12 protein-coding genes are annotated in these 14379 nt (G+C 47.5%); 9 read left to right on the top strand and 3 right to left on the bottom strand.

Annotated elements, in window-relative coordinates:
• The first annotated feature begins 100 nt into the window (after positions 1 to 100).
• Entirely contained in the window at positions 101 to 1156 is a 1056-nt protein-coding gene (locus L3Q72_RS09305; protein WP_275129673.1) for an MBL fold metallo-hydrolase, read from the top strand.
• A gap of 203 nt (positions 1157 to 1359) precedes the next feature.
• On the opposite strand, the gene L3Q72_RS09300 is transcribed toward L3Q72_RS09305, so the two are convergent.
• A complete protein-coding gene (locus L3Q72_RS09300) occupies positions 1360 to 2331 on the bottom strand; it encodes an SLAC1 anion channel family protein (protein WP_275129672.1) in 972 nt (323 codons plus the stop codon).
• 113 nt (positions 2332 to 2444) lie between these two features.
• Positions 2445 to 3248 carry a transporter substrate-binding domain-containing protein gene (locus tag L3Q72_RS09295; RefSeq protein WP_275129671.1) on the bottom strand — a complete coding sequence of 268 codons (804 nt, stop codon included), beginning with the start codon at positions 3246 to 3248 and terminating at the stop codon, positions 2445 to 2447.
• A 160-nt stretch (positions 3249 to 3408) separates the two neighbouring features.
• Between L3Q72_RS09295 and L3Q72_RS09290 the strand changes: the two genes are divergently transcribed.
• The 8 genes from L3Q72_RS09290 to udp all read left to right on the top strand — a co-directional run bounded on the left by L3Q72_RS09290 (position 3409) and on the right by udp (position 12928).
• A complete protein-coding gene (locus L3Q72_RS09290; protein ID WP_275129670.1) occupies positions 3409 to 3585 on the top strand; it encodes a hypothetical protein in 177 nt (58 codons plus the stop codon).
• Between the two features lie 400 nt (positions 3586 to 3985).
• Positions 3986 to 4405 carry a CBS domain-containing protein gene (locus tag L3Q72_RS09285; protein WP_275129669.1) on the top strand — a complete coding sequence of 140 codons (420 nt, stop codon included), beginning with the start codon at positions 3986 to 3988 and terminating at the stop codon, positions 4403 to 4405.
• A gap of 226 nt (positions 4406 to 4631) precedes the next feature.
• Positions 4632 to 6092: an MATE family efflux transporter gene (locus L3Q72_RS09280; protein WP_275129668.1), complete on the top strand. Its 1461-nt coding sequence runs from the start codon at positions 4632 to 4634 to the stop codon at positions 6090 to 6092.
• Positions 6093 to 6267: 175 nt separating this feature from the next.
• Complete coding sequence (locus L3Q72_RS09275; protein ID WP_275129667.1) at positions 6268 to 7686, top strand: SLC13 family permease; 1419 nt, start codon at positions 6268 to 6270, stop codon at positions 7684 to 7686.
• 3 nt (positions 7687 to 7689) lie between these two features.
• Entirely contained in the window at positions 7690 to 9015 is a 1326-nt protein-coding gene (locus L3Q72_RS09270) for an ATP-binding protein (protein WP_275129666.1), read from the top strand.
• 1 nt (position 9016) lies between these two features.
• Positions 9017 to 9490 (top strand): response regulator, encoded by a 474-nt coding sequence (locus L3Q72_RS09265; protein ID WP_275129665.1) that lies wholly within the window; start codon positions 9017 to 9019, stop codon positions 9488 to 9490.
• Positions 9491 to 9621: 131 nt separating this feature from the next.
• Positions 9622 to 11934 (top strand): zinc/cadmium/mercury/lead-transporting ATPase, encoded by a 2313-nt coding sequence (locus L3Q72_RS09260; RefSeq protein ID WP_275129664.1) that lies wholly within the window; start codon positions 9622 to 9624, stop codon positions 11932 to 11934.
• A 235-nt stretch (positions 11935 to 12169) separates the two neighbouring features.
• Entirely contained in the window at positions 12170 to 12928 is a 759-nt protein-coding gene (gene udp / locus L3Q72_RS09255) for a uridine phosphorylase (protein ID WP_275129663.1), read from the top strand.
• A gap of 163 nt (positions 12929 to 13091) precedes the next feature.
• Here udp and L3Q72_RS09250 read toward each other — a convergent pair whose 3' ends face one another.
• On the bottom strand, positions 13092 to 14252 hold the full coding sequence (locus L3Q72_RS09250) for a DUF1887 family protein (protein ID WP_275129662.1): 1161 nt from the start codon (positions 14250 to 14252) through the stop codon (positions 13092 to 13094).
• Positions 14253 to 14379 lie beyond the last annotated feature (127 nt).

Here is a 14379-nt window from a genome sequence, read left to right as displayed (position 1 = left end):
ACTTTTCCAAATTCATTAGTAAACTACACAGTGTAGATTGATTCGAGAGAACGAAATGAAAGTCTTTACCCGGCGACGAGCCTTAGTAGGAGTGTTACTTATGTCAACTGCTATCATTACCAACTGCACTATGGATAAAGGAGCAGAGCAGGATAAAGGGAAGTTTGTAAATACAGAAATGCGTTATTCACCATCCCTTGCCAATATCTGGGACATTATTAAGGCGCAGATTGAGTTAAAGCGCGAAGCCGCTAAACCCAATAGCGCGATTCCTGTGCAAGAGCTCAGCAGAGCAGAGCTGGAAGCAAGTAGTGAGGATGCGGTTTACCGTCTGGGTCACTCGACAATTCTGATGCGTCTGGACGGTGAATTTATCATGACAGACCCTGTGTTCAGCGACAGAGCTTCTCCGGTGCAGTGGGCCGGACCAAAGCGCTTTCATCAGGCTCCTATCAGCATTGATGAACTACCGGATATTAAGGTGGTGATTATCAGTCATGACCACTATGACCACCTCGATAAGGCTGCAGTGAAAAAGCTGGCTCCGAAGGTAGAAAAGTTTATTACTCCGCTAAAAGTAGGTGACTATCTGATTAAGTGGGGAGTTGAGCCATCAAAGGTGGTGCAGCTTGATTGGTGGCAGGAGACTCAGGTTGATGAGTTTAAGATAGCTGCGACACCAGCTCAGCACTTTTCAGGGCGCAGCCTGTTTGACCGGGATGAAACCCTCTGGGCGAGCTGGGTTATTCAGAGTAAAGCTTCCAGGCTGTTCTTCAGCGGAGATGGCGGCTATTTTAACGGATTCAAAGAGATTGGTGAGCGTTATGGTCCCTTTGACCTGACGATGATTGAGACCGGTGCCTACAATGAACTCTGGGCTGATATCCATATGATGCCGGAACACAGCATGCAGGCGCATCTGGATTTAAAAGGTAAGGTTATGATGCCAATCCATAACGGTACTTTCGATCTGGCAATGCATGAATGGTATGAACCTTTTGAAAGAATTGCCGATATTGCTGAGGCTGACAACGTGCAGTTAGTGGCTCCGGTGTTTGGTGAAGCCGTATCAGTTCATGAGCCGCGCAGGTATTACGCCTGGTGGCGGGATGTTGAAGAGAAATTCAGCTCTGAAAAGCTGGTTCTGGAGCAGTAGCAGGTTGTAGAGTGGTAGTCGGCTTCCACTCCCTCGTCATTCCCATGAAAATGGGAATCTGATTACAGCGCGTTGTAAAGCAGAGGTTTCTTGTTCACTCTACAACACTCAGAAAGTAGATCCCGGATAATTGCTTTGCAATTTCCGGGATGACGCGGAGGGCGCTTGTATGCCTGCGTATTTCCGGGAGTGTTGAATTTCATCTATTCAGGCAAACAAATCTCCTTCCTGATTATCGCCTTAACCGTCCTCACGACCAGCCAGGTCAGAATCACTGTCACCAGTATCAGAAATACGCCCGAAAGCACATTGAAAAACGCCGAAGGAACAAAACCTTTCATTTTTGCTGTCGCGATAGTAATAGCGGCCATAGGAAATGAATAAGCCCATGATGAAATAAAGAACGGTACTTTCATAAATCTGCCGGCATTGGAGATCAGCAGAATACTGAGAAACAGTGCGATGTAGTAAAGCAGGCGGGCAAAAGTATCCAGCTCTCCGGTCAGGTTAGTGTAAGAAACAAAACCAACTGAGGGTGGCGCCAGCAGGATAAACAGCATGGGCGTCATTCTCGCCGGGAGTGGCTCATGGAAAAACAGCCGGTACATCACTATCGTCAGCAGAATAACCCAGAAAACAATACCGATACTGAAACAGAACCAGCTGATTTCTGTATAGCCAAGGTGCGAGCCGGTAATCGGTACTATGATGTTGCCCACAACCGGGATAAACCAGCTCGGGTTTGCATGCGCCAGGGTGTAATGCGTATGGTGAATCCAGCTGCTCATTACATAAACGGTAAGGCTTACCTGAACAATTGCGCCAACAAACCATAGTGCGTAGGACCATGCCGGGCTGGAATCCCACACAGCAGACAGCAATAAAAGGCTGATAGAAAAAGCGGGAAAGAAGTTCAGCCGGATTGGGTGCCTGGTTTCGCTAATTACCGCTTTGGGGTGTTTTACTACTTTAAGAAAATAGATCCCGCAGATAATGACCATAGCCAGCGAAGCTAATGTGCCAAATAGCAGATAAAGCCCGGGTGCAAAGCTGCTACCGGCGGATTTCCAGGCCAGCGTCAGTCCGCTCAGCCCCATAACCACGGCGAAAAAAGAGATTGGAAAGTGGATTAAGCGCGGCTGGTCTGCACTAAGTTCCTGTTCTTGTGTGCTCATATGTCTTCACTTCCTGTAGATGATAATTATTGGCTAATGCCAAAAACATGGAGACTATAACGCTAAATCCTATATTAGTAAAATCTTAATTAATGTATAAGCCGTTTTTGGGCTTATTTGCTACGCAGTGGAAGGGAGTAAAAACCATTCTCAAGCCTGGAGTATAGTTTGCTATATAACCCGTTAGCGCGGATTTTCTTTAGGCCCTGATTAAACAGTTTAATATACTCCTGGTTTTCAGGCTTCTGTTTAGAGAGTATCAAGTGATACTGGCGGGTTTCGATGACGGTTGGTGAATAGGTGAAGCTTAACGCTTCTGTGACAGAGAAACTTTTAGTCAGGTAATAGAAGCCTACATGTTTTACCAGAGGAGCAGCATCAATTTTCTGGTGATAAACCCGCTTTAACAGGGCATCGTAATTGCCTCCTCTTTCCAGTGTAATAATGCCTCGTTTTATCGCTTCATCGAAAATTGGATATGCAGTGTGCGCAGTACCGCCAATCTTAAGTCCCTTCAGGTCATTAACATTTTCCCATTGAATCCCTTTCTCCTTTAAGAAAAACAGAACTTCATCATCGATAATAACAGGATCGCTATAGTAAAAATCCTGTTCTCTTTCCGGTGTTTTTACCCAGACAACCGTGCCATTCCATTTCCCGCCATAAATATCCTCTCCTTTGAGCGCGTAATTATAGGAGCGCTTCCATGGATAATAGCCGTACTTAACCTTCACTCCCACTGCTGCAAAAGCCTCTGAAACGATGTGTGCGGCAAATCCACCATGCTTAAGGCTGGATGAGAGGTATGGTGGCCACTCTCCACTAGTGATATTTATTGTCTTCCCTTCCTTAGCTGAAAGGAAAGAAGAGAATAAAACCGGGATAAGCAGCAAAAAAAGGCATAGTGGATTTCGCATAACTGTGTCTGTGTTGAGCCTTGTATTACTCTGAATTATAGAAAATTTTCCACCTCAAGACATGGCGGAATCTCCAGATTGCTACACGGCGCATATTGCTGCGCATTTTTTGTTCTAATCTATACTTATATTATTAAGCATCTGAAGAGGGGGCTTAGTGATGGACTTTATGGAAAAACTGCGCTTGCGCGGAAAAGCCGAAGAGGATCGTTTCTTTGCTGAGCTGGATAAGCAGCTTATTGAAGCCATGCATGAAAAACAAAAACTTGAAGAAGAAAAGAGCCGGATTGAAACTGATTCGTTGCCGGGGCAGGGCTATCAGAGTAAAGATAAATAGAGTGCGGATTTGGCGAAGTATACAGGGCTAATCAGAATAAATTAGCCCCTATCTCAGGAAGACTACTTCTTAGCGTGGTCTTTCCAGTAACGGTGTCTGCAGCGCTGTAGCTGCAATTTTCTTGTTTTTTTCATTTTCAGTTCACTTTTTATATTTTTGGTCATTTAGGTACCTGATTGAATATCACGCACAGATTTGTTCAAGGCAAGTATTTTTCATCCAAAAAGTGAATAAAATCACATTACAAGCCTGTCGATAACTTAATCAATTTTGCCGCTAAGTGCTTATTATTTATTCCTATCAATAAAATTGGTAATTCCGATTTAGCAAAATCAAGAATTTAGACGACACTTATAGAGTGTAAGAATCAAAGCCATTGAGTAGCGTTAAGGGGAAAAAAATGGACTCGATAAAGGTTAAAGATTTTATGGATCCGCAGGCGGTAAGCTTTACAGCGGAAATGTCGCTTACGGCAGCATTAGATAAAGTACTAAAATCCGGACATCCTGGTGGCCCGGTTGTGAATGATAAGAAGCAGGTAATTGGTTTTATTTCTGAGCAGGATCTGCTGGATAAGCTGGTTAAGGTCAGTTACTACTGCCAGGATACACACATTGTCAGCGATCTTATGTACAAAGAGGTATTAACCGTATCTCCGGAGACAGGCATCATTGAACTGGCTGAAATGATGAAGGTTGGTAAGCCAAAAGTGTATCCTGTTGTTGGTGAAGATAATAAATTAGTTGGTATAATAACCAGACGTGATGTTCTAAATGCTGTGGGCCAGAGTTTGGACAAGTGTTTCAAACACCCGGTGTAAAACAATCTGGAGAAAGGCGCTCGATGTGCTTTATATTGCAGACAAACTTATATGACGTCATCCCCGCGAAGGCGGGGATCTACTTTCTGCGCGCTGTAAGATAAAAATTTAACGACTAATTCTACAACACGCTGAGAGTAGATTCCTGTCTGCACAGGAATGACCCTGAATTGAGTTTCGTCAATAAACGGAGGCGCATAGTGCGCCTTTTCTTTTGGAGAAAATAATGGCAGACAATTCTGCAAAGTTTGTTGAAGGTTCAACAATGAAGCATATCCTGGTGATGACAGGATCGGCGTCTATTGGTTTGATGGCGCTGTTTGTTGTTGACCTGGTAGACATGCTGTTTATCAGTATGCTTGGTCAGGTTGAACTGGCTGCAGCGGTTGGCTTTGCCGGAACGCTTATCTTTTTCTCCACTTCCGTCTCCATTGGCAGCTCCATTGCTATGGGAGCTCTGGTTTCCAGAGCCCTGGGCGCGCAGAAACGCGACTATGCCAGAGAGATTGCTGCCAGCACTCTGAGCGTCGCGTTTTTTATCAGCCTGCTGGTGACATTTGTGATGTACCTGCATATTCCTGAACTGCTTTCAGCAATCGGGGCGGAAGGTTATGCCGCAGAAAGGGCTGAAGCCTATTTAAGAATTTTGCTTCCAAGTAGCCCGGTTATTGCCATGGGTATGGCTGCCGGTGCCGGGTTGCGTGCTGTGGGTGATGCAAAACGTTCTATGTGGGCTACGCTGTTTGGCGGGATTGTGAATGCGATTTTAGACCCTATCTTTATTTTCGGGTTTGGCTGGAATGTTGAAGGGGCTGCTCTGGCCTCAGTTTGCGCACGGTTTACCGTACTTATTTTCTCTCTGGTTCCGCTTATCAGAATTCATAAGCTGGTGGCGATGCCGGAGTTTGCAACTATCAGACGGGATATCCGGGCTATTGTCAGTATTGCGGTTCCGGCGATTATCACCAACACAGCGACACCAATTGGTAACGCAATTGTGACCACAAGCATTGCCCAGTACGGCGAAGACTATGTCGCCGGTTTTTCGGTTATTGGCCGGATTATGCCGGTAGCTTTTGCTGCAATCTTTGCTCTGTCCGGAGCTGTGGGGCCGATTATCGGTCAGAACTATGGCGCTGAAAAATACGACAGAGTAAAACAGACGCTGAATAACGCGCTGCTTTTTGTCAGCCTCTACTGTATTTCTGTCTCGGTTATTTTGTTCCTGCTTCAGCAGCCGATTATTGCAGGATTCAGCCTTACCGGCGATGCTGCCATTATTCTGTCAGCATTCTGTACTTATGTAGCCGTTACCTTTGTCTTTAACGGCTCCCTGTTTGTTGCCAATGCTTCCTTTAATAACCTTGGCAAGCCTCTTTACTCAACTATGCTTAACCTTGGAAAAGCGACACTGGGTACTTTGCCGTTTGTCTACCTTGGTTCAGAGCTGTCCGGTGCCGTGGGCGTAATTTACGGTCAGGCAGCGGGAAGTGTGTTATTTGGCATTTTAGGCTATCTGGTATTGCGTAAGCATATTTCGGACTTAGTCCAGCACGCAGAAATTGAGCTGGAAGAGGAAGATCCGGCCACCACTTCTGTCAATATGACACCATTTTGCTCATCGGATTGTGTATCGGCAGAGGAGCTTCCGGTGAAAGAGGCTGAGCAGGGTTTGGAGCAGAAATAGCCAATTTTGTAACATGATGAAAATCATAGAAAATGTACTTTTCCTATCGGGTTCCCGGAAATTTGATCTGCTCCCGATACAAGGACAAATAAATAGAAACATAATAGTTACAGACAATCCGGCTCAGGTCAGCCGGTTTTATTTTTAGGATCAGGACAGGGAATAAACCAATATCATGCGTCAGTACATCAAATATATAATCCCGTTACTCATACCATTCATTATTTTGATTTTGCCGCAATCGGCTTTTCCCTTTGAGGGAATAACGGTTATTCAGCAGAGGGTGATTGCAATATTCCTGCTGGCGGCACTGTGCTGGGTATTTGAGCCTATTCCTATTTATGCCACCTCGGTGGTTATTATTGTGCTTGAACTTCTTCTGCTCTCTAATAAAGGCATTATCTTTTTCCGCTCAGGGGCCGGGGAGCCGCTGTTTGGCGATCTGCTTAGCTACAAAGATATTATGGCGACCTTTGCCAGCCCTATCATCATGCTGTTCTTAGGTGGCTTCTTCCTGGCGATGGCCGCAACCAAGTACCGGCTTGATGTCAACCTTGCCAGGGTGTTGCTAAAGCCTTTTGGTAAAGACCCTAAGTTTGTCATGCTTGGCCTGATGCTGATTACCGGTATTTTCTCTATGTTTATGTCCAATACCGCGACAACGGCCATGATGCTTTCTATTCTTACGCCGGTAATTGCGGTATTTGGTCCTAAAGATCCGGGCAGGGTGGCTTTTGCTTTATGTATTCCGGTCGCTGCCAATATTGGTGGTATCGGTACTCCAATCGGTACTCCGCCGAATGCTATCGCTCTGAAATATCTGGTGGGTGATAGTCTGATCACCTTTGGTGAATGGATGGCATTTGGTGTTCCTTTTGTAGTGATTATGATGGCGCTGGCCTGGTTCCTGATAAATGCGCTTTATAAAGCCGATCAGCAGAGCATTGAGCTGAACATTAAGGGCAAGTTCCTGAAAACGCCTAAAGCCATTACCGTTTATATTACCTTTGGTATTACCATCCTTCTGTGGCTGATGGGCTCTGCTCACGGTATGAACTCTTACACTGTGGCACTGATTCCTGTGGCGATTTTCTCCATCACCGGCATTATCAACAAGGAAGACCTGAAGAAAATTTCCTGGGATGTGCTCTGGCTGGTTTCCGGTGGTATTGCTCTGGGGCTTGCACTGGATAAAACAGGCCTGGCGAAGCTGGTGGTAAACAGCATTCCGTTTGATGCCTTCTCTCCTTATGTGGTGCTGTTTGGTGCAGCCTTCCTTTGTCTGCTTATGGCAAACTTTATGTCGCACACGGCAACGGCAAACCTGTTAATGCCGATTATGGCTGCGCTTGGCGCGTCCATGACTTCTCTGGCACCACTGGGCGGGGAGATGACTCTGATTCTTGTGGTTACATTCGCAGCATCTTTGGGTATGTCTTTGCCAATCAGTACACCGCCGAACGCGCTTGCTCATGCCACCGGTAATGTGCAAAGCAGCCAGATGGCCCGGGTCGGGGTGATTCTTGGTGTGGTTGGTGTGCTGGGCAGCTTCCTGCTTGTCTGGATTCTGAACATGGTGGGTTTTATAGGTTAACTTATGGACCAGGATAAGCTGGACAGGCTGATTAACCATTACTTCGTTGAAACAGGACGAACGATGGAAGTCGCGGAAGATAAGCCGCTACTGACTCAGGGCGTAGCGAACGAGCGCCTGTATTATGTACTTAGCGGCAGCTTTGAAGGCTTTTTTACCGATGATGAAGGCATGCGCTCCACCAAAATCTTTACCGCTAAAGAAGGGGCGTTTATCGGGGTATACAGTTTCTTTTCTGAAAAGACGCTCTCATCTTCATCGGTTATTGCAAAAGAAAAGTCCGTTGTCGCCTGGATTGATAAAGAGACTTTGCCAATAGAGCCGGAGTACTACGGTAATCTTACCGAGCAGTTTGCACCGGTAATTATACTTGAGCTGTCCAACCGACAGATGCGAACAGTTCGTGAGGCCATCGCAAAAGAAGAGGCACTGCAAAAGCTCTATACGGCGGAGCAGATGACCACGCTTGGGCAGCTTGCCGCTGGTATTGCCCATGAGCTGAATAATGCAATTGGTGTGGTAAGCAGCAAAACCGAGCGACTGCAACTGGTGATCTCCCAGCTCATTCAGGAGCTGCATCCGGAAGCGATGGCGTTTCTGGAAGAGGGGTTAAATCATGGTCAGGTTGCCAGTTCGTCCGAGGTCCGCAGGCGGGCTAAGGAACTGGAATCAGTGCATAAGCTCCCCAGAGAGACAGCAAAGTCGCTGGCCAGAGCCGTTCCTGAAGGAGAGCTTTCGCCACTGTGGCTAAATGATGTTGAAGAGGCCATCCGGTTTTGGGGAGTGGGCCGGGATTTAAGAGATATGCGCTTAGCGGCTAAGCATTCTGTTGGTATTGTCAGATCCGTGAAGCAATTGGGCCGGACAGATATAGATACCGAAGAGTGGCTGGATGTGAATGAGTCGATAAACAAAGCGATTTCATTGCTTCAGAGTGATTTACGCCGCGTATCTGTGCATCTGAGTCCGGCCTCTTTGCCGCCGTTTAAGGGCTCCTCTACCGAGTTGGTTCAGGTATGGGCCAATATTATGAAAAACGCCTGTGACGCGATGGAGAGGACACCTTCTCCAGAGATAGATATCTCTACGCGGCACACAAATAACCGAATTCTAATCACGATAACCAACAATGGCCCAGAGATAGATGAGGCGACCAGAAGAAAGATTTTTCAGCCCAATTTTACCACTAAGAAGGGCGGGCTTTCATTTGGTCTGGGGCTTGGGCTATCGATAGTGAAACGAATAATTAGTGGATATGGTGGCAGCATTGCGGTGAAAAGCAGTGCAGAAAAGACCATTTTCCGAATCAAATTGCCAGTCGAGGAATAATATGGATAAGTTAAACCTGATTTGTGTGGATGATCAGAGAGAAGTTCTGAGTGCTGTTTTGCAGGATCTGGAGCCGCTTAGCAGCTGGGTGAATATTGAAGATTGTGAATCAGCCGATGAAGCTTTAGAGCTGATGGATGACTTTGATGCCGAGGGAGAGTTTGTTGCTCTGGTTATTTCCGACCATGTTATGCCGGGCAAAACGGGCGTTGAACTGCTGACAGAGATTTCTCAGGACAACCGATTTGATGTGACGAAAAAGATTCTTCTGACCGGGCAGGCAACACATCACGACACTATAACGGCTATCAATCTGGCGCGCATAGAAAGCTATTTTGAAAAGCCCTGGTCTGCTGAACAACTGGTTGCAAGAGTCCGCACCTTAATTACAGAGTATATTTTTGATAAGGGACTGGATTACACCGCCTACCAGAATGAACTGGATCAGACTGTGGTTCTGCAAAGGCTCCGTTAAGCTTAAATTTGCAGTCAGCAAGCGCCTCGCTGTAGCGGGGCGTTTTTGTGACTAATTCTTATTTACCTCTTGACCAAAAGTCCGGTATTGGAGTTAAAATAGGTTAAGGTTAATCAACAAAGGTAAATGATATGTGTACTACTCATAGCTCTTGTCATTCAAAGATAAGCGTACATAAAATTTCAGGCTCCTGCGGATGCAGCAGCGCTCCTAAAATCACTAAGCTTACCGCAGATACAACACAGTCCATCTCCTGCTGTGAATCTACAAAAGAATCATGTTGCAGCACGACGGATGATCCCGGTGCTGAGGACCCAGACCCCGCCCCCTTATCTTCAGAAACACACACCTCTCCCGGCTTATATAAGCAAAGCTGGAAAGTCGAAGGGATGGATTGCCCATCCTGTGCAAAAAAAATTGAAACCGCCGTCAACAAAATAGATGGTGTCCATCAGGTAAAAGTCCTTTTTGCTACAGAAAAACTGGTAGTAGATTTTGACAGCCAGCCTATAGCCGAAGCCATTGAGCGAACGATTATTGAAACGGGCTTTTCACTGGCGAAAGAAGAAAAAGAACTCGCTTCGGCAACAAAAATTACTCCAGCGCAACTGTTGCGGCAGAACTATCCCGTTGTTCTGCTGGCGGCGGGTATGGGATTAGCAGCGGCGGCCGAGCCCCTATTCCCTCAACTCAGTCATTTCTCATTTATTGCCATTTGTCTTTCAGGGCTGTTGCCAATCCTGAAAAAGGCGTATCAGCTGGCAAAATCGGGAACGCCTTTTTCCATCGAAACACTGATGAGTGTCGCAGCCATAGGGGCTCTGTATCTTGGTGAATCTGCAGAAGCGGCGATGGTATTGCTGCTGTTTTTACTTGGGGAGAAGCTGGAGGCATTTGCCTCATCCAGAGCAAGGAGCGGGGTAAAAGCGCTGATGCAACTGCTCCCGGAAATGGCAACGAAAATTGTTGCTGGCGAAAGAGTAGAAGTTTCAGCCAGTGCCATTATCCCTGGCGATATTATTGAGATCAGGGCTGGGGATCGTCTGCCTGCTGACGGCATTATTCAGACCCCGGCAAGCTTTGATGAGAGCGCCCTGACCGGAGAGTCTGTCCCGGTAGAAAAACAGGCCGGAGAACAGGTGATGGCGGGCTCTGTGGTGGTTGATAAGCTGACCCGGATCACAGTGACATCTGAGCAGGGAGAAAATGCGGTGGACCGTATTCTTCACCTGATTGAGGATGCTGAGTCCCATAAAGCACCAATAGAGCGATTTTTAGACCGGTTCAGCCGATGGTATACGCCGGCAATGATGCTGGTTTCCCTTCTGGTTATTGTGACGCCGCCACTGCTTTTTGCTCAGCCATGGGAAACCTGGTTATACCGCGGACTGGCGCTGCTTCTTATCGCTTGTCCGTGCGCTCTGGTTATTTCCACCCCGGCGGCCATTACGTCCGGTCTGGCTGCTGCGGCAAGGAAAGGTATTCTGATCAAGGGCGGGGCAGTGCTGGAACAACTGGGAAGCGTTCAGGCTATCGCTTTTGATAAAACGGGTACTCTGACCAAAGGCAAACCGAGAGTCACAGATGTGATTACGCTAAACGGTGTCAGCGAAGAGCAATTGCTGATAAGCGCCGCATCTATTGAAACCGGCTCTTCCCATCCTCTGGCTCTGGCGATTCTGAATAAAGCCTTTGAAGAAAAGCTGACCGTACCGGAGGCTGAGCAGAGAGAGCATTTAGCCGGAGCAGGAGTGCAAGGGTGTCTGGACGGAAGTCATTACCTGATAGTGGCTCCGGGGAAACTGCCCGAACCTGAGAAGGCTGAAATCGAAGAGCATATCTTTTCGCTGGAGTCTGAAGGCAAAACACTGGCCGTTGTGGTGAGAGATGATAAATGCATCGGCATTATTGCCTTTCGTGATGAGCTGCGTGAAGAAGCCAGGGCAACGGTTTCTGAGCTTAAATCTCAGGGCATTGATTGCGTTATGCTCACAGGAGATAACCAAAGAAGCGCCGCTGTGATCGGCAGCCAGATTGGGATTGATTATGCTGCCGGTCTGCTGCCGGAGGATAAAGTCTCTCATATCAGGCAACTGGCAACGGAGAAAAACGTGGCTATGGTCGGTGACGGTATTAACGATGCTCCGGCAATGAAATCGGCTTCAGTGGGCATCGCCATGGGAAGTGGCACCGATATTGCGCTTGAAACGGCCGACGCAGCGCTGTCTCATAACCGTCTGGACGAAGTGGCGACCATGGTACGCCTGTCCAGAGCTACACTGGCCAATATCCGACAGAATGTTGCTCTGGCGTTAGGTCTGAAGGGGATTTTCTTAGTGACCAGTATCCTCGGTATCACCGGCCTTTGGGTAGCGGTTCTGGCGGACAGCGGAGCCACGGTGCTGGTGACACTGAACGCCTTAAGACTTTTAAGAGCCAGATAGCGGTGTCATTTCAGGTATCCGGGGTGAACTTCCGGATACCTGCTATGCTTGTTCAAAAGCGCAATTACTAATCTAAATTCACTTAAAAGTGTGATGCAAACCGATTAATTCTGTAATGTGTCATTTTGTAACATTATGTATTGTGAATGCGATCACTATAATTCCGGATATGTTCAGCTACAGTTTCTCTGTATCCCACAACCACTACTGGCATTGCCAACAAAAGGAGTCAAATATGTCTCAACCAGTTTTCCATCTGGGTATTACCGAAGCCGATTTAAATGGTGCAACTGTAGCAATTATCCCAGGTGATCCGGATCGTGTGCCAAAGATCGCAAACGAGATGGAAAATCCTGTTCAGCTTGCACGTCATCGTGAATACAACGTTTACCGTGCTGAACTGGATGGTAAGTCAGTAGTTATCTGTTCAACCGGTATCGGTGGCCCTTCAACGTCTATCGCCGTAGAAGAGCTGGCGCAGTGCGGTGTTCGTACATTCCTGCGTGTTGGTACTACAGGTGCAATTCAGCCGCATGTGAATGTAGGCGATATGATTGTTTCTACAGGCTCTGTACGTCTGGACGGTGCAAGCCTTCACTTCGCTCCAATGGAATTCCCGGCAGTTGCAGATTTTGAAGTAGCAACAGCAATGAAAGCAGCAGTAGAAGAGACTGGCGCAACGGTACATATGGGCGTGACAGCTTCAAGTGATACCTTCTACCCGGGCCAGGAGCGTTACGACACCTTCTCCGGCCGCGTTGTGAAGCGTTTCCAGGGCTCAATGCAAGAGTGGCAGGACATGGGTGTGCTGAACTTCGAAATGGAATCCGCAACCCTTCTGACTATGTGCGCAAGCTCAGGCCTGAAAGCGGGTTGTGTGGCGGGTGTTATCATCAACCGTACGCAGAAAGAGATCCCAGATCATTCGACGCTGAAAGAGACTGAGGCTCGTTCGATTAAGGTTGTGGTTGAGGCTGCTCGTAAGATGTTGTAATTTTGGGCTATGGGCTATGGGCTATGGGCTATGGGGCTCTTGGTCCTGGAAAGTAGCATGATCTATAGTTATAAAAAAGCTCTGCAGTAGTGCAGAGCTTTTTGTGTTCGTATTCCCAGGGCCCAGCAGGAAGCGAAGCGACCGCCCCCATAGCCCCATAGGCCTATAACCCCTCATGCCCCCCAGCCGCATCAAACCATGCATGCAAATGTTCCTTAAGCTGCTTTAGCTCATCCGGCCCGATAAGCGCCAGGCCCAGATCTTCTGCGCGGGTAATATCGTTGTGGCGAAGAGGGCGGAAGCTGACCAGCATAGCTCTTGCCTGAAGACCGCCCAGCAGGTCTCTTAGTGATTCCAGTTTGTATAGTGTGTCATCGCCGTCGTCGCGCATGCCTTTGGTCTTACATTCGATGATATGCAGCTTGTTATTGACCACGGATGCCACATCCAGCTCGTTTCTGACTTCGCGCTCGCCAAGCTGGCGGTAGACCTGAACATTCAGGGAGTGGTCCTGAATGGTCGGCAGCTCATCCTGGATCTGTTTTACTGTGCTGTGAACCAGAGTTTCCAGCCATTCGCCGTTGGAGAAGCGTCGGGCATCTTCGCTTTTAAAGGTCAGAATGCCGTTTTCATAGTCTGCCAGTTCAGTGTCTACCAGGTCTGTCAGCAGCATATTCAGCTCACGGTAGCCCTGTTGCTTTTCTGTCAGTGCCACATCCAGTTTTTGCTCTTTACGACAGGTGGTGGCCAGATAGTTTAGCGTGGCAAGGCCCGGACCTAATTCAAGTGCGTTGCCTGCCCACTTCTGCCCTAGCTTATAGAGCTTCAGGTTAAGCTGCTCCGGGATTTCCTGTTCATTAAATTCAGCTCTGGCACCAAAGATGGTGAGGTAATCTGAAATGGTAATTTTGTCGGCGACCTGAATATCAGGCAGGTTTTCCGGGTAGAGCCAGCAGATCTTGTCGCTGTTAGGTTCTACCACAAATATTTCCCAACTGTTTCTGCGGAACATCTCGTAAACGGTAAGCAGCCTGTGCCGAAGTCCGCAACTGGCATTCAGCTTGATGGAATCGCCGCGCTGAAGTAGATCCTGCTCCAGCTTCTGGATAGATTCGCGAATAAGGACGGTGTCTACGATGGAAGGGATCTCAAAAAACTCAGCTTTGATGTCTCTCTGGGCAAGCACCTGCTTAAGGCGCTCATACATACCGAACTGACTTTCGTCGCCGATAAAGATGATGTGCTCGCATATCGCGCGGTGATCCAGCAGCGGTGTGACAAGTCGTATTGGGTCTTGATCTATGATACCAACCTGAATGGCCATATTGGTCCTCGTTATTAGAAGTGATGGCCTGCTGAAAATGGGTAAAAAAAGGTGTCGCCGGCCTACATATTAGAGATATGGTATTTACCATATAAAAAACAAGGCCAAATTGTAATAATCTGCCCTT

Origin of the sequence: Vibrio sp. JC009 (assembly GCF_029016485.1) — a bacterium.
GTDB lineage: Bacteria > Pseudomonadota > Gammaproteobacteria > Enterobacterales > Vibrionaceae > Vibrio.
Note: the sequence above shows the minus strand (reverse complement) of the source record. Positions and strands in the feature narration are given on the sequence as shown.

Coding starts and splice junctions, on each gene's coding strand:
- L3Q72_RS09305 (WP_275129673.1), top strand. CDS start 101: ATGTCAACTGCTATCATTACCAACTGCACTATGGATAAAGGAGCAGAG.
- L3Q72_RS09300 (WP_275129672.1), bottom strand. CDS start 2,331: ATGAGCACACAAGAACAGGAACTTAGTGCAGACCAGCCGCGCTTAATC.
- L3Q72_RS09295 (WP_275129671.1), bottom strand. CDS start 3,248: ATGCGAAATCCACTATGCCTTTTTTTGCTGCTTATCCCGGTTTTATTC.
- L3Q72_RS09290 (WP_275129670.1), top strand. CDS start 3,409: ATGGACTTTATGGAAAAACTGCGCTTGCGCGGAAAAGCCGAAGAGGAT.
- L3Q72_RS09285 (WP_275129669.1), top strand. CDS start 3,986: ATGGACTCGATAAAGGTTAAAGATTTTATGGATCCGCAGGCGGTAAGC.
- L3Q72_RS09280 (WP_275129668.1), top strand. CDS start 4,632: ATGGCAGACAATTCTGCAAAGTTTGTTGAAGGTTCAACAATGAAGCAT.
- L3Q72_RS09275 (WP_275129667.1), top strand. CDS start 6,268: ATGCGTCAGTACATCAAATATATAATCCCGTTACTCATACCATTCATT.
- L3Q72_RS09270 (WP_275129666.1), top strand. CDS start 7,690: ATGGACCAGGATAAGCTGGACAGGCTGATTAACCATTACTTCGTTGAA.
- L3Q72_RS09265 (WP_275129665.1), top strand. CDS start 9,017: ATGGATAAGTTAAACCTGATTTGTGTGGATGATCAGAGAGAAGTTCTG.
- L3Q72_RS09260 (WP_275129664.1), top strand. CDS start 9,622: ATGTGTACTACTCATAGCTCTTGTCATTCAAAGATAAGCGTACATAAA.
- udp (WP_275129663.1), top strand. CDS start 12,170: ATGTCTCAACCAGTTTTCCATCTGGGTATTACCGAAGCCGATTTAAAT.
- L3Q72_RS09250 (WP_275129662.1), bottom strand. CDS start 14,252: ATGGCCATTCAGGTTGGTATCATAGATCAAGACCCAATACGACTTGTC.